The following is a 19,929-nucleotide window of genomic DNA, read 5'->3' as shown; positions in this document are numbered from 1 at the left end:
GCGGGAGAGGAGGGGCGCGATGCGCCCCTCCTCTCCCGCGTTTCCTAGGATGGATCGAGTCCCTCGACCCCGAAGGCCTCATCTCCCATGCGCACCACCCCTCGGCGCCCGCTCGGCGTGCTCGCGGACGTCCCGCCCGCCGGCTGGGCAGTGGTCGCGCTCGGGGTCCTGAGGGCGGGCGCCCTCACGGGGGCTGCGCTCGCCGCGGGCGCCGGCGTCGACGCGCTCCTCCAGGGCGCGAGCGCCGCCCCCGCACTCGGCATCGCGCTCGCCGCCACGGCGGCTGCGGCGCTTCTCGCAGGAGCCGAGGCGCTCCTTCCTCCGCTCGCGCAGGCCGGTGAGGAGCGCGCCTGGCGTCGCGCCGTCGTCGCGGCGCAGCTGACGGCGCCGCTCGATGACGGCACGCCGTCGGGCGACCGCGTCGCGCGCGCGACCGACGACGTCGAGCGGGCCGCGCACTACCGCAGCGTGTTCCTCGGGCCGCTCATCGCCGCGTTCACCGTGCCCGTGGTCGTGATCGTGGCGATCGCGGTGCTCGTCTCGACCGGCATCGCGCTGCCGATCGCGGTCTGCGCGGCGGCGATCCCGCCCGTGATCGCCTGGTTCCTGTCGCGCTTCCGCGCGGGGTCCGGCCGCTTCCGGATGATCTCCGCGCGTCTGGCCGCGTCCTTCCTCGAGACGCTGCGCGCTCTCGGCACGATCCGCCTGCTGGGTGCCGAGGGGCAGCGCCGCGCGCAGCTCGCCGCCCAGGCCGAGAGGATGCGCGTGGAGGCCATGCGCCTTCTCCGGCGCAATCAGGTCGTGCTGCTCGTCACCGATGCGATCTTCGGGGTCGTGATGCTGTCGCTCGTCGGCGCGCTCGCGGTGTCCGGCGTCGCGGACGGCTCCGTCTCGCCGGGGGCCGCATTCGCCCTGCTCCTCCTGACCGTGCCTCTGCGCGAGCCGGTCGACCGCCTCGGCCGCTCGTTCTACGTCGGGCTCGCCGGGCGCGCCGCCGCGGAGCGCGTGCGCGCCGCCATCGCGTCCGCTCCGTCGCCCGCATCCGCAGCGCCGGCCGTCGCGCCGGGCGGCCGCATCCGCGGAGACGGCATCCGCGTCGATCGAGGCGGCGTCCGTGTCGTCGACGAGGTCGATCTCGAGCTCGCCCCCGGGCTCACCGCGATCGTCGGACCCTCGGGATCCGGCAAGTCGTCGCTGGCGCTCGCGGTCGCCGGGCTCCTGCCCGCGACGGGTCTGCGCATCGACGGGCGCGAGGCGTCCCCCGAGGCCCTCCGCGCGGCGGTCGCCTACGTCCCGCAGCGCAGCGTGCTGCTGACCGGCACGGTGCGCGACAACCTCCTTCTGGCCGCGCCCGGCGCGTCCGACGACGACCTGGTCGCGGCGCTCCGCGCCGCAGGTCTCGCGACACCGGAGGCCGAGCTGCCGGCCGGACTCGAGACGAGGGTCGGCGAGGGCGCGCGAGGCGTCTCGGGCGGTCAGGCGCAGCGCATCGCGATCGCGCGTGCCCTGCTCGGCGGCCGGGGTGCGCTCGTCGCCGACGAGCCGACGGCGAGCCTCGACCGCGACACGGCCGACCGGGTCCTCGCGACGCTCCGAGACCTCGCGCGCACACGCGCCGTCCTCCTCGTCACACACCGTCTGCCCGAGGCGCACGCCGCCGATCGCGTCGTGGTGATCGAGGGCGGAAGAGTCACCGCCGCGGGCGCTCCTTCCGAGCTCGCGCTGTCGAGCGGCTACCTCGCGGCCGCCACCTCGGCGGAGGAGGCATCGTGATCGCACGGCTCGCTCGCATCGCCGCACCGGCCTGGCCCTGGCTGCTCGCGTCCCTGCTCGCGCGGCTCGCGGGGCTCGCCGCGGGCGTCGCGCTGCTCGCCGTGCCGGCAGGGGCCATCGTGTCCGTCGCCGCAGGCGCCTCCGTCGACATCCTGCCCCTGGTCGTCCTGCTCGTGGCCCTCGCCGTCGCGAAGGGCGGGCTGCGGTATCTCGAGCAGTTCCTCGGCCATCGTGCCGCGTTCGATCTCATCGCCGACATGCGGCTGCGGTTCTACGACGCGGTCGTCCCGCTCGCGCCCGCCGAGATCGCGGAGGGGTCAGGCGAGCTCACCTCGATCGCCGCACGCGACATCGACCGCGTCGAGGTCTTCTTCGCGCACACCCTCGTTCCGGCGCTCGCGGCGGTCATCGTGCCCGGCGGTCTGGTCGCGGCGGGCTTCGCGGTCGGACCGGCCGAGGGAGCTGTCGTCCTCGCGGCCTTCATCATCGGGGGAGTGCTCGCGCCGCTCGTGGGCCGCGCGCGCGGAGCCTCCGCAGCGCGCGGGCTCCTCGTCGAACGCGCCGCGATCGCCCAGCACGTCGCGGAGGACGCGGCCGCCGCGGTCGAGATCCGGACCCTCGGCGCCGAGGAGCGGCGCCTCGCCGCACTCGATGCGCTCGGGGCGCGAGTCGGGGCGCACCTGCGAGCGGAGGGGCGCGCGCTCGGCGCACGGACGGCGATCGGCGCCGCCTGGCCGTTCGCGGCCGTCATCGCCCTGCCCGCGCTCGCGGGCGGCGACCCGGCGGCGCACGTCGTGCTCGCGGCCGCGGTCGTGGGCGCAGCGCCCGCCGTCACCGCGGTCGAGGCGTTCGCGCGCAGCCTCCCGCTCGCGCTCGCGGCGGCCCGGCGCTACCTCGACGTGCTCGATCGCAGCCCGCGCGTCGCCGACCCCGAGCGACCCGTGAGGCTGCCGGACGGCCCGCTCGACGTCCGGGGCGAGAACGTGACCGCGGCGTATTCGGAGGCCGCTCTTCCGGTCCTCGATGCACTGTCGTTCGCGGTGCCGCCGGGCGGGAGCCTCGCCGTCGTGGGGCCGAGCGGAAGCGGCAAGTCGACGCTCGCGTCGCTCCTCGTCCGGGCACGGGATCCCCGGTCGGGGCGCATCCTGCTGGGCGGCGTGGATCTCCGCGACATCGCGCTCTCCGAGCTGCGTGCCGCGGTCGCGCTCGTCGAGCAGCGGGCCGTGCTCGTGAGCGGCACGGTCCTCGAGAACCTGCGCCTCGGACATCCGCGGCTCTCGGAGGATGACGCGTGGCGAGCGCTCGAGCAGGCGGCACTCGCCGACGACGTGCGCGCGCACCCCGACGGTCTCGCCGCGCGCGTCGGCGAGGACGGTCTCGCGCTCTCGGGCGGCCAGCGCCAGCGGCTGAGCCTCGCGCGCGCCCTCGCGCGGCGCCCGCGCCTCCTCATCCTCGACGAGGCGACATCCCATCAGGACCCGATCACCCAGGAGGCCATCCGCCGCAGCGTCGCGGCGCGCCCCGAGCTCACGACGATCGTCATCGCGCACCGTGCGGACGCCGTGGCCGGCATCTCCGAGATCCTCGCCCTCGAGGCCTCCGACGCGGGAGCCCTTGACACGGAGCGAGCACGCACGGGAGGCTCACGAGGCCTCGAACGTCCGCAGGCAGAACGAGGAGGACTCTGATGGAGAGACAGCACACGAGGACCAGCGGCCGGGTGATCGGCATCGCGATCGCCGCGGCGCTCGGAGGATTCCTCTTCGGATTCGACACCGCCGTCATCAACGGCGCCGTCGACGCGCTCGCGGCGGACTTCGAGCTCGAGGCCGCGCTCAAGGGCTTCGCGGTGTCGTCCGCGCTGCTCGGCTGCGTGGCCGGCGCGTGGTTCGCCGGATCGATCGCCAACCGCTGGGGGCGCGTCCCCGTCATGCTCGTCGCGGCCATCCTCTTCCTCGTCTCCGCGATCGGGTCGGGTCTCGCGTTCGGCGTGATCGACCTCATCGTGTGGCGCGTCGTGGGCGGTCTCGGCGTCGGCGCGGCCTCGGTCATCGCGCCCGCGTACATCGCGGAGGTGTCGCCCGCGCGGATCCGCGGACGGCTCGGCTCGCTGCAGCAGCTCGCGATCGTGCTCGGCATCTTCGCGGCTCTGCTCTCGAACGCGCTGCTTGCCGGCATCGCGGGGGGCTCGAACGCCGTGCTCTGGTGGGGCATCGACGCGTGGCGGTGGATGTTCATGGCCGAGGCGATCCCGGCCATCGTGTACGGCGTCATGTCGCTGCGTCTGCCTGAGTCGCCGCGCTTCCTCGTCCGCAAGGGCGACTACGACCGCGCGTCGCAGGTGCTGCTCGACTTCACGGGCGAGCCCGACGTCAACCTCAAGATCCAGCAGATCCGGGACTCGCTCGACAGCGAGAAGCGCGAATCGCTCCGCGACCTCGCCGGGCCCGTGCTCGGCCTCAAGCCCATCGTGTGGGTGGGGCTGCTCCTGTCGGTCTTCCAGCAGTTCGTCGGGATCAACGTCATCTTCTACTACTCGACGACGCTGTGGCGATCGGTCGGCTTCGACGAGTCGAGCGCCCTCACGACGTCGGTCATCACGTCGATCACGAACATCGCGGTCACGATCGTCGCGATCATCCTCGTCGACCGCGTCGGCCGCCGCGCGCTTCTCCTGTCCGGCTCGGTGCTGATGACCCTCTCGCTCGGGACGATGGCCCTCGCGTTCTCGTTCGCCGAGCTCGTCACGGCGGCCGACGGCACGACGAGCGCCGAGCTCGCGGCACCGTGGTCGATCATCGCCCTCATCGCCGCGAACCTGTTCGTCGTCGGCTTCGGCGCGACCTGGGGCCCCGTCGTGTGGGTGCTCCTCGGGGAGATGTTCCCCAACCGGATCCGCGCGAGCGCGCTCGCGGTCGCCGCGGCGGCTCAGTGGGTCGCGAACTTCTTCATCTCGACGACCTTCCCGGTGTTCAGCGACATCAGCCTGACCTTCGCGTACGGGTTCTACGCGTTCTTCTCGCTGCTGTCGTTCTTCTTCGTGCTCTGGAAGGTGCGCGAGACGAAGGGCCGAGAGCTCGAGGACATGGAGGGCTGACCTCCGCTCAGCCCTGCTGCGCGGGCTCCGCGTCGAGGAGCCCGCGCAGCACGGCCACGACGCCCTCCTCATCGCTTGCGGGCGCCCTGAAGCGGGCGCGCGCGAGGATGTCCCGGTGGGCGTTCGCCATCGCGTACGACTGCCCCGACGCGTCGAGCATCTCGAGGTCGTTGAGGTAGTCGCCGAAGGCGACCGTCTCGTCCCGCGTCACCCCGAGCTCGCGCTGCAGGCTCTCGACCGCAGCGCCCTTGTTCGCCGCGGGCGGCATGACGTCGATCCAGTGCCGTCCCGAGACGACGACGTGGTGCGTCTCGCGCAGCCGGTCGAGTTCGGCGCCCGTCCCGGTGGCGGCGTCGACGAAGTCGTACACCGCGATCTTCAGGACGTCGTCATCGGCGGCGAGGATGTCGTCCACCCGCTCGAGCGCGGCGTAGTACCGGCTCGCCTCGGCGACGAAGGGCGCGTCGACGCGCTCGATGTACGCCGAGCGCTTTCCGCAGAGGACGACGCCGATGTCGCGCCCGGCGGCCGCGAGGGAGCGCAGGAGCCGGACCGCCTCGACGACGAACGCCCGATCGAGGACGAGCGACGAGATCTCCACGCCGTCGCGCACGACATAGGCGCCGTTCTCGGCGATGAAGGGCATGCCCTCGGAGGCGCGCGCGAAGAGCCGGGCGAGCGTGGCGTACTGCCGCCCGCTCGCCGGCGCGAAGACGATGCCGCGCTCGCGCATGAGGTCGAGCAGCGGCCAGAACGCCTCGGGAACCTCGCCGGCCGCGTCGAGGAGCGTGCCGTCCATGTCGCTCACGACGAGTCGGGGAGCGGGCAGGTCCGTCGCCGCGGAGGCGGACGGCAGGGGAGAGGTGCGGGGCACGGCGAGGCCTTTCGTCGGAGAGCACCATGACACCACACGCGCCTCGGAGGGCCCTCACCTCCGAACCGCCTGGCAACGCATCGGGCGGGGGTGTCGCTCGGGGTACCCGGGGCGTCGCGACTTAGGCTCGGTACGCCATGATCCGGTTCGAACACGTCACCAAGCGCTTCAAGGGCACGGCGAAGCCGGCCCTCAGCGACATCGACTTCGAGGTGCAGCGCGGCGAGTTCGTCTTCCTCGTCGGAGCCTCCGGCTCGGGGAAGTCGTCCTGCCTCCGCCTCATCCTCCGCGAGGACCTTCCGTCCTCGGGCCGCGTCGTCGCGCTCGGTCGCGACACGAAGACCCTCAGCTCACGGCGCACGCCGTACTTCCGCCGCAACATCGGGGCGGTGTTCCAGGACTTCCGTCTCCTGCAGTCGAAGACCGTCGCGCAGAACGTCGCGTTCACGCTCCAGGTGATCGGCCGGTCGCGCGCCTTCATCAAGGAGGCCGTGCCCGAGGCGCTCGAGCGCGTGGGCCTGGCCGACATGGGCCGTCGCATGCCGCACGAGCTGTCCGGCGGCGAGCAGCAGCGCGTCGCGATCGCCCGGGCGCTCGTCAACCGGCCGCAGCTGCTCCTCGCCGACGAGCCCACCGGCAACCTCGACCCGACGACGTCCGTCGACATCATGCGCATCCTCGCGCAGGTCAACGCGACCGGGACGACGGTCGTGATGGCGACCCACGAGGCGACCTTCGTCGACCAGATGCGGCGCCGCGTCATCGAGCTCCGCGAGGGCGAGCTCGTCCGCGACGACCGGCACGGCGGCTACGGGGACACCTCGGTCATCCGCACGTTGCAGCCGGAGACCGAGCGCGGTGCGGCCGCGATCGCGGCCCTGACCGCCGTCCTCGAGGTCCAGCGCGAGGTGTCCGAGACCCCGGGCGAGACGGCCGAGAGCGCCACGCAGCGCGCGGTCGACGCCGTCGAGGAGGTCGTGGAGACCACCGTCGAGCCGACGTCGGCGCCCGCCGCGCGGTCGACGCCGGCGCCCGCCGCGCAGCCGTCCGAGCCCGCCGACGCGGCCATCCCGCCCGTCGAGCGCGCCGCCGAGACATCCGCCGCGCCCGGCGTCGATCCGGAGCCGGAGGACGCCGCGAACCGCACCTTGTCCATCCCGCGCGTCGATGTCGACGTGGACGCGCTCGGCATGGCCGACCGCCTGGGGCTCACCTCCCGCGACGACGAAGTGGGGCCGACCTCATGAGATTCGGACTCGTCCTCGGCGAGGCCCTGCAGGGCCTGCGCCGCAATGCCTCGATGGTCGTCTCGGTCATCCTCGTGACCTTCGTCTCGCTCACCTTCGTGGGCGCGGCCGTGCTCATGCAGGCCCAGATCGCCAAGACCAACGCGTACTTCCAGGACCGCGCGCTCGTCGACATCTACATGTGCTCGCCCCTTTCGACCGGCGACACGTGCGTCGACGGCGCCGCGTCGGAGGAGCAGATCGCCGCCGTGCAGGAGGAGCTCGAGGGCCCGACGCTGTCGCCGCTCATCCAGGACTACACCTACCTCAGCCCCGAGGAGGCGTTCGACTCAATCGTCGAGAACCTCGGCGAGGACTACGCGAGCCTCCTCACCGCCGAGCAGACGAGCGCGGAGTTCCACGTCAACCTCGTCGACCCGAGCCAGTCCGACGTCATCGCCGAGGCGTTCACGGGCATCCAGGGCGTCGAGGAGATCACCGACCAGCTCGAGTACCTCGATCCGCTCTTCGCGACCCTCACGATCGCGACGTACATCGCGATCGGCATCGCCGCCCTCATGCTCGTGTCGGCCGTGCTCCTCATCGCCACGACCATCCGCCTCTCGGCCTATGCCCGCCGCCGCGAGGTCGGCATCATGCGCCTCGTGGGCGCGTCCAACCGGTTCATCCAGACGCCGTTCGTCCTCGAGGGCGTGTTCGCGGCGTTCATCGGCGCGGCCCTCGCCGGCGCGGCCGTGCTCGCGGGCGTGCACTTCGGCGTCGAGCGGTACCTCGTGAACGAGATGTACGCCATCCCGTGGGTGGGGATGGCCGAGGCGTGGGCCGTCGTGCCGGTGCTCGTCGTGGTCGGCGTCGTGCTCGCGGCTCTGTCGGCGGGCTTCGCGATCCGGCGCTGGCTCCGGGCATAGCCCGACCCTTGCTAGGGTGGAAGGCTGCGCCGTGAGAGCGAGGAGGTGAGCGCATGCCCCGGGAACAGGGTGAGAAGGTGGTGGCGACGAATCGTCGCGCCCGCCACGAGTACACCATCGAGAAGACCTATGAGGCGGGCCTCGTGCTCACCGGAACCGAGGTGAAGTCGCTGCGCCAGGGGCGCGCGAACCTCAGCGACGGCTACGCGTACATCGATCGCGGCGAGGCCTGGCTCGACGCCGTGCACATCCCGGAGTACTCGCAGGGCACCTGGACGAACCACGCGTCCAAGCGCACCCGCAAGCTGCTCCTGCACCGCGACGAGATCGTGAAGCTCAGCCACCAGGTCTCCGCGGGCGGGTACACGCTCGTGCCGCTGCGCCTCTACTTCCTCGACGGCCGCGCGAAGGTCGAGATCGGCGTCGCGAAGGGCAAGCGCGAGTTCGACAAGCGCCAGACCCTCCGCGAGCGGCAGGACAAGCGCGAGGCCGAGCGCGCGATGCGCATGCGCAACCGCATGGGGGAGTGACTCTCCACAGGCATCCGCGCCACCCCCGCAGGCGTCCCTAGCCTAACGGGATGCCGCTTCCCGAGGTCCTCGCCGCCGTCGCGTACGGCGGCTTCCTCGTCGTCGGCGTGATCCTCATGCGCGTCGACATCCATGAGCATCGGCTCCCCGATCGGATCGTCCTGCCCTCGACCGCCGCTCTCCTCGCCGTCGTCGCCGCGCACGCCGTATCGCTCGGAGACGCGGCGCCCCTGGCCCGTGCCCTCCTCGGCGGACTCGCGCTCGGCGCCTTCTACCTCGCTCTGCGGGTCGCGAACCCCGAGGGGATGGGCGGCGGCGACGTCAAGCTCGCGGCGCTCGTGGGCGTCTTCCTCGCCTGGCACGGATGGGCCGTGCTCGCGGTCGGCGCGGCGGCAGCCTTCGTCGGCGGGGCCGCCTGGGCGCTCGCGCTCCTGGCCGCGCGGCGCGCCGACCGCGATGCGCGCATCCCGTTCGGCCCGTGGATGATCCTCGGCGCCTGGGCGGGGCTGCTCGTCGCCTGAGCGCGGCGGGGCGCTCGGGCTGCGCGGCGCTCGGTAACGTGGCAGGCATGTCGTCGATCGAGAGATGGATGCGCTCGGCCATCGCCCGGATGCTGCGTGTGCGCATCGTGCGCGCCGTGCTCCTCTTCACCGAGCACCAGGGCGGGCTCCTCGCAGCGGCCGTGACCTTCCGGGCGCTGTTCTCGGTGTTCGCGGCCGTCGCGCTCGGCTTCGCGGTCGCGGCGCTCTGGCTCAACGCGCGCAGCGACCTCTGGCAGGCCCTCATCGACGCCGTGAGCGCGGCCATCCCCGGTCTCGTGCGCAACGGCAGCGGCGACGGCATCATCGACGCCGACAGCCTCGGCGCCGCGCTCGGCGGCAGCGTCTGGCTGAGTGTCGTCTCGGCGCTCGCCCTCGTCTGGGCGGCGATCGGCGCGATCGGCAACATGCGCACGGCCATCCGGATGATCGCGGGCACCGCCCACGAGGAGGTCCTCGTCGTGTGGCTGCTGCTGCGCGACCTGCTCTTCGCGGTGTCGGTGGGCGTGCTGTTCCTCGCGGCGGCCGTGCTCACGTTCCTCGGCTCGACGTTCATCGAGACGGTGCTCGGATGGCTGGGGCTCTCCGGCGGCGGATGGGCCGAGATCCTCACGCGCGTCGCGACGGTCGCCACGACGTTCGCGCTGGACGCGGTGATCATCGCCTGGCTCTTCCGCCTGCTGTCGGGCGTCCGCGCTCCGGCGCGTGCGCTGTGGACGGGCGCGCTCCTGGGCGGCGCGGGCCTCACCGTCCTGCAGCAGCTGTCCGGTCTGTTCGCCGGCGGGGCGGACCGCAATCCGTTCCTGGCGTCGTTCGGGTCTCTCATCGCCCTGCTGCTGTGGTTCAACCTCTCGGCGCAGGTGATCCTCATCGCGTGCACGTACATCGTCGTCCGCGTCGAGGAGCAGGAGGCGCGGGTGAGCGCCCGGTTCGGCGCCGAGACGTTCGCCCAGCGGCGCGTGCGGATGGCCGAGCGCGACGTCCGGCTCGCCGTAGACGCTCTCGAGCTCGCGCGCAAGGCCGAGCGCGAAGAGCGCGAGCACGTCACGGCGCGGCTATCGTGAGGGCATGGCCATCGCACGACTGCACGGAGGACCCCTCGACGGACAGGTCCTGCCCCTGGACAGCCCCGATCTCGAGCAGCTGATCGTCCCGTATTCGGAGACGCAGGTCGTCTACCATCGCTCGGGCGCGGCTCAGCACACCGGGGAGGGCGACGGCCCGACCGAGGTCGCGTTCCTCTTCGTCGAGGAGGAGGACAGCCTCGTCCAGGACGGCGAGGACGAGGGCGGTTCGCGCTGACATGACCGAGCCCACGCGCTTCGTCGAGGTCGAGCGGAAGTTCGACGTCGACCCCGGAACGCCCCTGCCCGACTGGACGGCCGTCCCCGGCGTCGCGTCGGCCACGGAGGGCGAGGAGCGGCATCTCGACGCCCTCTACCTCGACACCGACGACCTCGCGCTCGCGCGCGCCGGCGTCGCGCTGCGGCGCCGCACGGGCGGCCCCGACGCGGGCTGGCACATCAAGGGCCCGCTCGTCGACGGCGCGCGCACGGAGCTCGGATGGCCGTTGGGCGACACCGAGGAGATCCCGGATGCGGTCGCCGCGGAGATCGCCGCCTGGACGACCGAGCCCCTGCGCCCGCTCGCGCGCATCGTCAACGACCGCACGGCGTACGAGCTGCTCGACGCCGACGGCGGCGTCGTCGCGGAGTTCGTGGACGACCACGTGCGCACGGCGGACCTCCGCGCGGGGGTCGACCGCGAATGGCACGAGTGGGAGATCGAGCTCGGACCGGCCGCCCCGGCCGACCGCGACGCGTTCTTCGACGCGGTGGCACGCGCGGCGACCGCAGCGGGCGCACGCGCGGCGTCGAGCGCGTCCAAGCTCGCTCGCGCCCTCGGGCACTGAGGGCGGCGCCACCCACCCCGGTCATTGAGCGAGCGGAGCGAGTCGAAATGACGTGAGCCGGCCCCGGGATCTCCCGGGGCCGGCTCACGTCGTTTCGTCTCCTCGCTGGCGTTCGTCGCTCAACGACCGGAGGCGGCGCGCTGCGCGCGCTCAGTCCTACATGTTGATGAAGTGACCGAGGAGGCCGTGGAAGCCCTCCTGCAGCGTCTCCGAGAGGGTCGGGTGCGTGTGCACGTTGCGGGCCGCCTCGAGCGCCGTGATGTCCCACTTCTGCGCGAGCGTGAGCTCGGGGAGGAGCTCCGAGACGTCGGGGCCGATGAGGTGGGCGCCGATGAGCTCGAGGTGCTCGGCATCCGCGATGAGCTTGACGAAGCCGACGGGCTCGCCGAGGCCGTTCGCCTTGCCGTTCGCGCTGAACGGGAACTTCGCGACCTTGATCTCGCGGCCCTCGGCGCGCGCCTGCTCCTCCGTGAGGCCGAAGCTGGCGACCTGCGGCGAGCAGAAGGTGGCGCGCGGCATCATGCGGTAGTCGCCGAGCGGCATCGTCTCGGCCTTGCCGATCGTCTCGGCGGCGACGACGGCCTGAGCCTCGGCGACGTGCGCGAGCTGGAGCTTGGCGGTGACGTCGCCGATCGCGTAGATGCCCTCGACGTTCGTGCGCATGAACTCGTCGATCTCGATCGCGCCGCGGTCGGTGAGCTGGACGCCCGTGTTCTCGAGGCCGAAGCCCGAGACGTTCGGCGCGAAGCCGACCGACATGAGCACCTTGCCGGTCGTGATCTCGCCGGCCACGCCGTCACGCGACTCGTACGTGACGTGCACGGACGAGCCGTTGTCGGTGACGGTCTTGACGGCGGTCGAGGTGAGGATGTCGATGCCGTACTTCTTGTACTGCTTCTGGATCTCCTTCGAGACCTCCGCGTCCTCGTTCGGGAGCGCGCGGTCGAGGAACTCGATGATCGTGACCTTGACGCCGTAGTTCGACAGGACGTAGGCGAACTCCATGCCGATGGCGCCGGCGCCGACGATGACGATCGACTCGGGCAGCTCGCGCGTGAGGATCTGCTCCTCGTACGTCACGACGTTGTCGCTCAGCTGGACGCCGGGGAGGAGGCGCACGGTCGAGCCGGTGGCGATGATCACGTTGTCGAACGTGACCTCCTCGGTCGAGCCATCCGACTTGGCGACCGAGATCGCCTTGGGTCCCGTGAAGGTGCCGCGGCCCTCGTACTCGGTGACCTTGTTCTTCTTCATGAGGAAGTGGATGCCCTTGACGTGCGTCTCCGCGACCTTGCGGCTGCGGTCGAACGCCGCGCCGAAGTCGAAGTGCACGTCGCCCGAGATGCCGAACAGGTCGGCCTTGTGGGTGAAGGTGTGGGCGATCTCGGCGTTCTTCAGGAGCGCCTTCGAGGGGATGCAGCCGACGTTGAGGCAGACACCGCCCCAGTACTTCTCTTCGATGATGGCGGTCGTGAGACCGAGCTGGGCGCTGCGGACGGCGGCGACGTAGCCGCCGGGGCCCGCGCCGAGGATGACGACGTCGTAGTGAGCCATGGGATCAAGCCTATCTGTGCGGGAGGGGACCTGAGCGCGCGGGCGGGAGGATGCCCGGGGCGGCTCAGGAGGACCGGCGTGCGCGGCCGACGAGGACGGCGACGAGCGACAGGGCGACCACCGCGCCGATGCCGCCGAGGATCCAGGGGAGGGGAGACGCGGCATCCTCCGACGTCTCGGTCGGGGCGGCCGTGTCCTCCGCTGCGGGCGTCTCCGCCGGTTCGGCGCTCGGCGCCTCGGACGCCCCGCCCGGCGCGGCCTCGGTCGTCGTGAACCGGAAGATCTTGTCCTCGCTGTGCGAGTCGCCGTAGGTGACACTCGCGATGACCGTGTACTCGCCGGCGGGTGCCCCGGCGACGTCGAGCTGCTGCGTGAGGAGCGGGCCGTCCGCCACGGCGTCGCCGGCCGCGTAGTCCCGGCACGACGCGCGGTCGATCGCGATGCTGCCCGGCTCGGCCTCGGCGATCCCGGGGCAGGACGCGTCCGTGACGAACACCGCCTGCGGCGCGCCCTCGAGGAGAGCGCCGCTGAAGGTGAGGGTGATCGCGTCGGGGAGGGTCTGCACGGTCTCGCCGTCGGCGGGCGACGTGCTGACGAGCGCGTCGTGCGCCGACGCGGCGGATGGCATCAGCTGCGGCGCGAGGATCGCGGCCGCGACGAGCGCTGCGGCGGCAAGACGGCGGGACGGACGGCGGGTGCGTGCGGAGGCGTGGAGAGCAGTCATGGCACGTCGACGCTATCGGCCGATTCTGAACGGATCTTCCGCTCGCGTCGTGCACAGGGCAGACTTTCGCGAGTGCCCTCACAGGCCCCTGGGAGGGGCCGATCCGATCGACGGCGATCGGATAGGGTGGAGCGAAAGGGAGGTCGAGCGTGACAGAAGCGCAGTACCGGCCGGCGGGCGGCCACGACGGAGCAGGTGACGTCACCCAGACGTTCGGGCATGACGCCGACCTGTCGTTCGTGCCGTTCGCGGGTGAGCTGTCGACCGCCGAGCTCGAGGCGGTGGGGGCGCTCCCGTCGGGAGCCGCGCTGCTCCTCGTGCGCTCCGGCCCGACCGCGGGCGCGCGCTACCTCCTCGACGCCGACGTGACGACCGCGGGCCGGCATCCCGAGGCCGACATCTTCCTCGACGACGTCACGGTCTCCCGTCGTCACGCCGAGATCACCCGCGACCGGACGGTGTTCGAGATCATCGACCAGCGCTCGCTCAACGGAACCTACGTCGACGGAGAGCGTGTCGACCGCGCGGTGCTCCGCAATGGCGCCGAGGTGCGCATCGGCAAGTTCCGCTTCAACTTCTTCGCCTCCCCCCGAGACATCGCGGGGGCCGGCGCCTGATGGCAGCCGCTGCCGCAGAGCGAAGCGCGTCAGCGGCGCTGCTCAGCATCGGACAGGTGCTCGCGAAGCTCACTCCCGAGTTCCCCAATCTCACCTCGAGCAAGCTCCGTTACCTCGAGGAGCAGGGGATCGTCTCGCCGCAGCGGACGCCGTCGGGGTACCGCAAGTTCTCGCCGCAGGATGTCGAACGGCTGCGTCTGGGTCTCGTGCTGCAGCGCGACCACTACCTCCCGCTCAGCGTGATCCGCGATCACCTCGACGAGGTCGATGCGAACGGAGGCGAGAGGCTCGCGCTGCCGACCTCGATCCATCCGACGACCCGCACCTACACGCGCGCCGACCTGCTCGCCGAAGCGGGTGCGGCCCCGCAGCTGCTCAACGACGCGATCAGCATCGGGCTCATCCAGGCATCCGACGTCTACGACGAGCACGCGGTCGCGCTGCTGCGTGCGTTCGTCGCGCTCGACCGGCACGGCATCGAGCCGCGTCACCTCCGCGCCGTGAAGCAGAGCGCGGACAAGGACGCCGACCTCGTCGATCAGGCGCTCACCCCGCTCCTGCGGCGCACGGACGCGCGCTCGCGCGCGCGGGCCGGTGAGCTCGGCCCCGAGCTCGCGCGGCGTCTCGACGAGGTGCGCGGCATCTTCGTGCGGCAGGCGCTCGAGCGCGTCCTCCCGTGACCTGCGGCGTCGTTCTATAACGTTCATAACGCTTCGCTCGACACGCCGCCGCCTCGACGCGGATGTCGTTGCCGGGGCCCCATCCCTGCCATACGGTGGACAGGAATCGAACGTGAGGAGTAAGGATCACGATGGCTGAGGATCCCGCAGCGGACGGCTTCACCGCCGACCTTCTCTTCACCGACGGCCTGCCGCAGCTCGACCCCGAAGCCGGCTACCGCGGTGCGGTGGCGGCGCGCGCGGCGGGCATCACATACCGGCAGCTCGATTACTGGGCGCGCACCGAGCTCGTCGTGCCGACCATCCGCAGCGCCTCGGGATCGGGCTCGCAGCGGCTGTACGGCTTCCGCGACATCCTCGTCCTCAAGCTCGTGAAGCGCCTGCTCGACACGGGCATCTCGCTTCAGCAGATCCGGGTCGCCGTCGACCAGCTGCGCGCGTCGGGCATTCGCGATCTCGCCGGGACCACGCTCATGAGCGATGGCGCCTCGGTCTACCTCTGCACCTCGAACGACGAGGTCATCGACCTCGTGAGCCGCGGCCAGGGCGTGTTCGGCATCGCCGTCGGGCGCGTGCTGCGCGAGGTCGAGTCGACGCTCGTCGACTTCGACCCGACCGCTCCGGACCCGGTCGACGAGCTGGCTGCACGCCGCTCGAAGCGCACCGCCTGACGCTCCTACCCGGTCCCGTCGACACATCCGTCGGCAGTGACGGGGCTTTCGCACGCCGTGTCTCGCTACGGGTGGGTATGGCGGGTGCTTTCCCGCGCCGGGTGAGACACGGGCCGGCGTGGGGCGGTGCGTGTCTCGCTTCGCGCGGGTATGGCGGGTGCTTTCCCGCGCCGGGTGAGACACGGGTCGAGTCAGCGCGGCGTACCTGCCTCACCAAGGTGAGTGCGTGTCTCGCTACGGGTGGGTATGGCGGGTGCTTTCCCGCGCCGGGTGAGACACGGGCCGGCGTGGGGCGGTGCGTGTCTCGCTTCGCGCGGGTGTGGCGGGCCCTTTCCCTCGCGGGGTGAGACACGCGTCGGGTGTGGGCGGTGCGTGTCTCGCTACGGGTGGGTATGGCGGGTGCTTTCCCGCGCCGGGTGAGACACGGGCGGACGCGGGGCGGTGCGTGTCTCGCTTCGCGCGGCGGGGCGGATGGTCCGGGGGCTCACTCCGCGGCGGTGGGGCCCGTCTCGGGGACGGGGATGCGGCCGGCGCGCACGATGCGGTCGAGCAGCTGGTCGAAGTCCTGCGCCAGCTCCTGCGCCGATTCGCCGGGCCACACATGCAGCGGCTTCGCGGCGCCCTGCGCCTGCTGGAGCGAGGTGCGCTCGGGCAGCTGCGGCGACAGCACGAGGGGGCCGAACATGTCGCGGAGCTCCTTGATGCGGAACTGGTGCTCGATCGACTGGGGGCGCACGCGGTTCACGACGATGCCGAGGGGCTGGAGACGCGGCGAGAGGCCCCGGCGGATCTCCTCGATCGCACGCAGCGCGCGGTCGGCGGCCGCGACGGAGAAGAGCCCCGGCTCGGTGATGACGGCGACGCGATCGCTCGCGGCCCACGCCGTGCGCGTGAGGGCGTTGAGCGACGGAGCGCAGTCGATGAGCACGAGGTCGTAGTCGGCCTCGACCGAGGCGAGCGCCTCCTCGAGCTTCCACACGTCGCGCACCGTCGGGTGCGGTCCGTCGTAGTTGATCGCCGACGGGCTCCCGATGAGCACGTCGATGACGCCGGGGTGCACCTTCGTCCACCCGCTCGCCGTGATGGCCTGGCGGACGACCTTCTCCTTCGGGTTCTCGAGAACATCGGCCACGTTCAGGTGGCCGGCGATCTGGATGTCGAGTCCCGTCGACACGTCGGACTGGGGGTCGAGGTCGACGACGAGCGTCCGGATGCCCCGCGAGAATGCCGCTGAGGCGAGCCCGAGGGTCACGGTCGTCTTGCCGACGCCTCCCTTGAGAGAGCTGACGCTGAGTACGTGCACGTGGTCTAACCTACCCTCCCCTAAGCTGGGGGCGAGCTCAGCGATGTCGGTGTGCCGGGCTCCGCCGTGCCAGCTGTCGCCGAGGAGGCGTATGTTCTCGAAGGTTCTCGTGGCCAACCGTGGCGAGATCGCCATCCGCGCGTTTCGCGCGGCGTACGAGCTGGGGGCGCGCACGGTCGCGGTCTTCCCGTACGAGGATCGCAACTCGCTCCATCGCCTGAAGGCGGATGAGGCGTACCAGATCGGCGTGGAGGGCCATCCGGTCCGCGCCTACCTCGACGTCGACGAGATCGTCCGCGTGGCGGTCGAGGCGGGCGCCGACGCGATCTATCCCGGCTACGGCTTCCTCTCCGAGAACCCCGACCTCGCGGCGAAGGCCGCCGCGCACGGCATCGCGTTCATCGGCCCGCCGGCCGAGGTGCTCGAGATGGCCGGCAACAAGGTCACCGCCAAGGAGCACGCGATCCGGGCGGGCGTTCCCGTGCTCCGGTCGACGCCCGCATCCGACGACGTGGACGAGCTCGTCGCCCAGTCCGACGAGATCGGATTCCCCCTCTTCGCGAAGGCCGTCGCGGGCGGCGGCGGCCGCGGCATGCGCCGCGTGGAGTCGAAGGAGGAGCTCGCCCCCGCGCTCGCCGAGGCGATGCGCGAGGCCGACAGCGCCTTCGGCGATCCGCGCATGTTCCTCGAGCAGGCCGTGCTCCGGCCGCGTCACGTCGAGGTGCAGGTCCTCGCCGACGCATCGGGAGAGACCGTCCACCTGTTCGAGCGGGACTGCTCGGTGCAGCGCCGCCATCAGAAGGTGATCGAGATCGCGCCAGCGCCGAACCTCGACGACACCGTGCGCGCCGACCTCCACCGCCACGCGGTCGCGTTCGCGCGGTCGATCGGCTACGTCAACGCCGGGACCGTCGAGTTCCTCCTCGAGACCGCGGGGCCGCGCGCGGGCGAGGTCGTCTTCATCGAGATGAACCCGCGCATCCAGGTCGAGCACACCGTGACCGAGGAGGTGACGGATGTCGACCTCGTCCAGGCGCAGATGCGCATCGCGTCGGGCGAGACGCTCGCCGACATCGGGCTCCTGCAGGACGACATCCGCCTGCACGGGGCGGCTCTCCAGTGCCGCATCACGACCGAGGACCCGGCACAGGGATTCCGGCCCGACACCGGCAAGATCACGACCTACCGGTCGCCGGGCGGCGCGGGCATCCGCCTCGACGGCGGCACGACGGCCGCCGGCGCCCAGGTGAGCCCGCACTTCGACTCGATGCTCGCGAAGCTCACGTGCCGCGGACGCGACTACACCGCGGCCGTCCGCCGCGCGCGCCGCGCGCTCGCGGAGTTCCGCATCCGCGGCGTCTCGACGAACATCCCGTTCCTTCAGGCCGTCCTCGACGACCCGTCGTTCATCGAGGGCGACCTCTCGACGTCGTTCATCGACGAGCGCCCCGAGCTCGTGCGGGGGCGGCCCTCGAAGGACCGCGGCTCGAAGATCCTCAACTGGCTGGTCGACGTCACCGTCAACAAGCCCCACGGGGAGAACCCGCTCTCGATCGACCCGCGCTCGAAGCTGCCGGCCGTCGACCTGTCAGCCGCGCCGGCCGCGGGCTCGCGCCAGCGGCTCCTCGAGCTCGGCCCTGCGGGCTTCGCCCAGGCGCTGCGCGAGCAGAAGGCCCTGGCCGTCACGGAGACGACCTTCCGCGACGCGCACCAGTCGCTGCTCGCGACGCGCGTCCGCACGAAGGACCTCCTCAACGTGGCGCCGCACGTCGCGCGTCTGACTCCGCAGCTGCTCTCCGTCGAGGCGTGGGGCGGTGCGACCTACGATGTCGCGCTGCGCTTCCTCGCCGAGGACCCGTGGGAGCGTCTCGCACGGCTGCGCGAGGCGCTGCCGAACGTCGCCATCCAGATGCTGCTGCGCGGTCGCAACACGGTCGGGTACACCCCGTATCCGACCGAGGTGACCGATGCCTTCGTGCGCGAGGCCGCGGCGACCGGGATCGACATCTTCCGCATCTTCGACGCGCTCAACGACGTGTCCCAGATGCGCCCCGCGATCGATGCGGTGCTCGAGACCGGCACGACGGTCGCCGAGGTCGCCGTCTGCTACACGGGCGACCTGCTGAACCCTGCTGAGGATCTCTACACGCTCGACTACTACCTCCGACTCGCCGAGCAGATCGCGGACGCGGGCGCTCATGTGCTCGCGATCAAGGACATGGCGGGCCTCCTGCGACCCGCCGCCGCGGCGAAGCTCGTCTCGGCGTTCCGCGAGCGCTTCGACCTGCCCGTGCACGTGCACACGCACGACACCCCCGGCGGCCAGCTCGCGACGCTGCTCGCGGCGAGTGCCGCGGGCGCCGATGCGGTCGACGCCGCGGCGGCGACCATGGCGGGCACGACGAGCCAGCCGTCGCTGTCGTCGCTCGTCGCCGCCCTCGCGCACACCGATCGTGACACGGGGCTCGACCTGCAGGCCGTTTCCGACCTCGAGCCGTACTGGGAGGCCGTCCGCCACCTGTACAAGCCGTTCGAGTCGGGCCTCGCCGGGCCGACCGGGCGCGTCTACGCGCACGAGATCCCGGGCGGACAGCTGTCGAACCTGCGTCAGCAGGCGATCGCGCTCGGCCTCGCCGACGACTTCGAGCTCATCGAGGACATGTACGCCGCGGCGAACGAGATCCTCGGGCGCGTTCCCAAGGTGACCCCGTCGTCGAAGGTCGTGGGCGACCTCGCGCTCCACCTCGCGGCGGTCCGCGCCGATCCCGCCGACTTCGCCGAGAACCCCGGCAAGTACGACGTGCCCGACTCAGTCGTCGGATTCATGGCCGGTGAGCTCGGCGACCTGCCGGGCGGATGGCCCGAGCCGTTCCGCACGAAGGTGCTCGCCGGGCGCGAGGTGAAGACCGGCGTCACGCCGATCAGCGCCGATGACCAGGCCGCGCTGGACGGCGACTCGGCCACGCGACGCGCGACGCTGAACCGCCTGCTCTTCCCGCAGCCGACGAAGGTCTTCCAGGAGATGCGCGAGACCTACGGCGACCTGTCGGTCCTCGACACGGCCGACTACCTCTACGGGCTGACCCCGGGTCGCGAGCACGTCATCACGCTCGAGAAGGGCGTGCAGCTCTACGCGGGGCTCGAGTCGATCGGCGCGGCCGACGACAAGGGCATCCGGTCGGTCATGACGACCCTGAACGGCCAGCTCCGCCCGGTCTCGGCGCGCGACCGCAGCATCCAGGTCGAGGCGCACGAGGCCGAGAAGGCCGACACGAGCAGGCCGGGGCAGGTGGCCGCGCCGTTCTCCGGCGTGGTCACGGTCAAGGTGGAGCCGGGCGACCGCGTGGCCGCGGGGCAGCCGGTCGCCTCGATCGAGGCGATGAAGATGGAGGCCGCCATCACGGCGCCCGTCGACGGCATCGTCGAGCGGATCGCGATCGCGGCCACCCAGCAGGTGGAGGCGGGCGACCTTTTGGTCGTCGTCACGCCCGCCCAGTAAC

The 19,929-nt window shown here is 72.0% G+C and carries 18 protein-coding genes; 14 read left to right on the top strand and 4 right to left on the bottom strand.

Annotated elements, in window-relative coordinates:
- The first annotated feature begins 87 nt into the window (after positions 1 to 87).
- Genes PKE79_RS08700 through PKE79_RS08690 form a run of 3 tightly spaced genes read left to right on the top strand, consistent with a single transcriptional unit; the run spans position 88 to position 4,870 of the window.
- Positions 88 to 1,773 carry an ATP-binding cassette domain-containing protein gene (locus tag PKE79_RS08700; RefSeq protein WP_271173301.1) on the top strand — a complete coding sequence of 562 codons (1,686 nt, stop codon included), beginning with the start codon at positions 88 to 90 and terminating at the stop codon, positions 1,771 to 1,773.
- Entirely contained in the window at positions 1,770 to 3,461 is a 1,692-nt protein-coding gene (locus PKE79_RS08695; RefSeq protein ID WP_271173300.1) for an amino acid ABC transporter ATP-binding/permease protein, read from the top strand. Before PKE79_RS08700 ends, PKE79_RS08695 begins: the two co-directional genes overlap by 4 nt.
- The gene (locus PKE79_RS08690; RefSeq protein ID WP_271173299.1) at positions 3,461 to 4,870 is read left to right on the top strand and encodes a sugar porter family MFS transporter; all 1,410 of its coding nucleotides are present in this window, start codon (positions 3,461 to 3,463) and stop codon (positions 4,868 to 4,870) included. Before PKE79_RS08695 ends, PKE79_RS08690 begins: the two co-directional genes overlap by 1 nt.
- Positions 4,871 to 4,877: 7 nt before the next feature.
- Here the strand turns inward: PKE79_RS08690 and PKE79_RS08685 are convergent, their stop codons facing one another.
- Positions 4,878 to 5,744, bottom strand: coding sequence for a Cof-type HAD-IIB family hydrolase (locus PKE79_RS08685; RefSeq protein ID WP_271173298.1), 867 nt, complete (start codon positions 5,742 to 5,744; stop codon positions 4,878 to 4,880).
- A gap of 137 nt (positions 5,745 to 5,881) precedes the next feature.
- Here PKE79_RS08685 and ftsE point away from each other — a divergent pair, with 137 nt between their 5' ends.
- The 7 genes from ftsE to PKE79_RS08650 are packed head-to-tail and all read left to right on the top strand — an operon-like array spanning position 5,882 to position 10,880.
- On the top strand, positions 5,882 to 6,991 hold the full coding sequence (gene ftsE, locus PKE79_RS08680) for a cell division ATP-binding protein FtsE (RefSeq protein ID WP_271173297.1): 1,110 nt from the start codon (positions 5,882 to 5,884) through the stop codon (positions 6,989 to 6,991).
- Positions 6,988 to 7,899 carry a permease-like cell division protein FtsX gene (ftsX, locus tag PKE79_RS08675; RefSeq protein ID WP_271173296.1) on the top strand — a complete coding sequence of 304 codons (912 nt, stop codon included), beginning with the start codon at positions 6,988 to 6,990 and terminating at the stop codon, positions 7,897 to 7,899. The genes ftsE and ftsX overlap by 4 nt, the downstream gene beginning before the upstream one ends.
- A 53-nt stretch (positions 7,900 to 7,952) precedes the next feature.
- Positions 7,953 to 8,429: an SsrA-binding protein SmpB gene (gene smpB / locus PKE79_RS08670; protein ID WP_271173295.1), complete on the top strand. Its 477-nt coding sequence runs from the start codon at positions 7,953 to 7,955 to the stop codon at positions 8,427 to 8,429.
- A 50-nt stretch (positions 8,430 to 8,479) separates the two neighbouring features.
- Positions 8,480 to 8,950 carry a prepilin peptidase gene (locus PKE79_RS08665; protein ID WP_271173294.1) on the top strand — a complete coding sequence of 157 codons (471 nt, stop codon included), beginning with the start codon at positions 8,480 to 8,482 and terminating at the stop codon, positions 8,948 to 8,950.
- A 47-nt stretch (positions 8,951 to 8,997) separates the two neighbouring features.
- Positions 8,998 to 10,032, top strand: coding sequence for a YihY/virulence factor BrkB family protein (locus tag PKE79_RS08660; RefSeq protein WP_271173293.1), 1,035 nt, complete (start codon positions 8,998 to 9,000; stop codon positions 10,030 to 10,032).
- Between the two features lie 4 nt (positions 10,033 to 10,036).
- Complete coding sequence (locus tag PKE79_RS08655; protein WP_271173292.1) at positions 10,037 to 10,270, top strand: response regulator; 234 nt, start codon at positions 10,037 to 10,039, stop codon at positions 10,268 to 10,270.
- Position 10,271: 1 nt separating this feature from the next.
- Entirely contained in the window at positions 10,272 to 10,880 is a 609-nt protein-coding gene (locus tag PKE79_RS08650) for a CYTH domain-containing protein (RefSeq protein ID WP_271173291.1), read from the top strand.
- A 156-nt stretch (positions 10,881 to 11,036) separates the two neighbouring features.
- On the opposite strand, the gene lpdA is transcribed toward PKE79_RS08650, so the two are convergent.
- Both lpdA and PKE79_RS08640 read right to left on the bottom strand, forming a co-directional pair.
- Positions 11,037 to 12,434, bottom strand: a complete 1,398-nt coding sequence (lpdA, locus tag PKE79_RS08645) for a dihydrolipoyl dehydrogenase (RefSeq protein WP_271173290.1) — start codon at positions 12,432 to 12,434, stop codon at positions 11,037 to 11,039.
- A gap of 64 nt (positions 12,435 to 12,498) precedes the next feature.
- Positions 12,499 to 13,158 (bottom strand): copper resistance CopC family protein, encoded by a 660-nt coding sequence (locus PKE79_RS08640; RefSeq protein ID WP_271173289.1) that lies wholly within the window; start codon positions 13,156 to 13,158, stop codon positions 12,499 to 12,501.
- A 149-nt stretch (positions 13,159 to 13,307) separates the two neighbouring features.
- On the opposite strand from PKE79_RS08640, the gene PKE79_RS08635 reads away from it, so the two are divergent.
- The 3 genes from PKE79_RS08635 to PKE79_RS08625 all read left to right on the top strand — a co-directional run bounded on the left by PKE79_RS08635 (position 13,308) and on the right by PKE79_RS08625 (position 15,126).
- Positions 13,308 to 13,775: an FHA domain-containing protein gene (locus tag PKE79_RS08635; protein ID WP_271173288.1), complete on the top strand. Its 468-nt coding sequence runs from the start codon at positions 13,308 to 13,310 to the stop codon at positions 13,773 to 13,775.
- A complete protein-coding gene (ftsR, locus tag PKE79_RS08630) occupies positions 13,775 to 14,455 on the top strand; it encodes a transcriptional regulator FtsR (RefSeq protein ID WP_271173287.1) in 681 nt (226 codons plus the stop codon). The genes PKE79_RS08635 and ftsR overlap by 1 nt, the downstream gene beginning before the upstream one ends.
- 131 nt (positions 14,456 to 14,586) lie before the next feature.
- Positions 14,587 to 15,126 carry a MerR family transcriptional regulator gene (locus PKE79_RS08625; RefSeq protein ID WP_271173286.1) on the top strand — a complete coding sequence of 180 codons (540 nt, stop codon included), beginning with the start codon at positions 14,587 to 14,589 and terminating at the stop codon, positions 15,124 to 15,126.
- 484 nt (positions 15,127 to 15,610) lie between these two features.
- Here the strand turns inward: PKE79_RS08625 and PKE79_RS08620 are convergent, their stop codons facing one another.
- The gene (locus tag PKE79_RS08620; protein WP_271173285.1) at positions 15,611 to 16,429 is read right to left on the bottom strand and encodes a ParA family protein; all 819 of its coding nucleotides are present in this window, start codon (positions 16,427 to 16,429) and stop codon (positions 15,611 to 15,613) included.
- A gap of 91 nt (positions 16,430 to 16,520) precedes the next feature.
- Here PKE79_RS08620 and PKE79_RS08615 point away from each other — a divergent pair, with 91 nt between their 5' ends.
- Entirely contained in the window at positions 16,521 to 19,928 is a 3,408-nt protein-coding gene (locus PKE79_RS08615; RefSeq protein WP_271173284.1) for a pyruvate carboxylase, read from the top strand.
- Position 19,929 lies beyond the last annotated feature (1 nt).

It is taken from the genome of Microbacterium barkeri, from assembly GCF_027921765.1.
Classification (GTDB): domain Bacteria; phylum Actinomycetota; class Actinomycetes; order Actinomycetales; family Microbacteriaceae; genus Microbacterium; species Microbacterium barkeri.
This window is presented reverse-complemented; position numbering and strand designations above follow the sequence as displayed.

What these genes read in the sequence shown, in the direction of transcription:
- PKE79_RS08700 (WP_271173301.1), top strand. Translation starts at nt 88, where the DNA reads ATGCGCACCACCCCTCGGCGCCCGCTCGGCGTGCTCGCGGACGTCCCG.
- PKE79_RS08690 (WP_271173299.1), top strand. Translation starts at nt 3,461, where the DNA reads ATGGAGAGACAGCACACGAGGACCAGCGGCCGGGTGATCGGCATCGCG.
- ftsE (WP_271173297.1), top strand. Translation starts at nt 5,882, where the DNA reads ATGATCCGGTTCGAACACGTCACCAAGCGCTTCAAGGGCACGGCGAAG.
- ftsX (WP_271173296.1), top strand. Translation starts at nt 6,988, where the DNA reads ATGAGATTCGGACTCGTCCTCGGCGAGGCCCTGCAGGGCCTGCGCCGC.
- smpB (WP_271173295.1), top strand. Translation starts at nt 7,953, where the DNA reads ATGCCCCGGGAACAGGGTGAGAAGGTGGTGGCGACGAATCGTCGCGCC.
- PKE79_RS08665 (WP_271173294.1), top strand. Translation starts at nt 8,480, where the DNA reads ATGCCGCTTCCCGAGGTCCTCGCCGCCGTCGCGTACGGCGGCTTCCTC.
- PKE79_RS08660 (WP_271173293.1), top strand. Translation starts at nt 8,998, where the DNA reads ATGTCGTCGATCGAGAGATGGATGCGCTCGGCCATCGCCCGGATGCTG.
- PKE79_RS08655 (WP_271173292.1), top strand. Translation starts at nt 10,037, where the DNA reads ATGGCCATCGCACGACTGCACGGAGGACCCCTCGACGGACAGGTCCTG.
- PKE79_RS08650 (WP_271173291.1), top strand. Translation starts at nt 10,272, where the DNA reads ATGACCGAGCCCACGCGCTTCGTCGAGGTCGAGCGGAAGTTCGACGTC.
- lpdA (WP_271173290.1), bottom strand. Translation starts at nt 12,434, where the DNA reads ATGGCTCACTACGACGTCGTCATCCTCGGCGCGGGCCCCGGCGGCTAC.
- PKE79_RS08640 (WP_271173289.1), bottom strand. Translation starts at nt 13,158, where the DNA reads ATGACTGCTCTCCACGCCTCCGCACGCACCCGCCGTCCGTCCCGCCGT.
- ftsR (WP_271173287.1), top strand. Translation starts at nt 13,775, where the DNA reads ATGGCAGCCGCTGCCGCAGAGCGAAGCGCGTCAGCGGCGCTGCTCAGC.
- PKE79_RS08625 (WP_271173286.1), top strand. Translation starts at nt 14,587, where the DNA reads ATGGCTGAGGATCCCGCAGCGGACGGCTTCACCGCCGACCTTCTCTTC.
- PKE79_RS08615 (WP_271173284.1), top strand. Translation starts at nt 16,521, where the DNA reads ATGTTCTCGAAGGTTCTCGTGGCCAACCGTGGCGAGATCGCCATCCGC.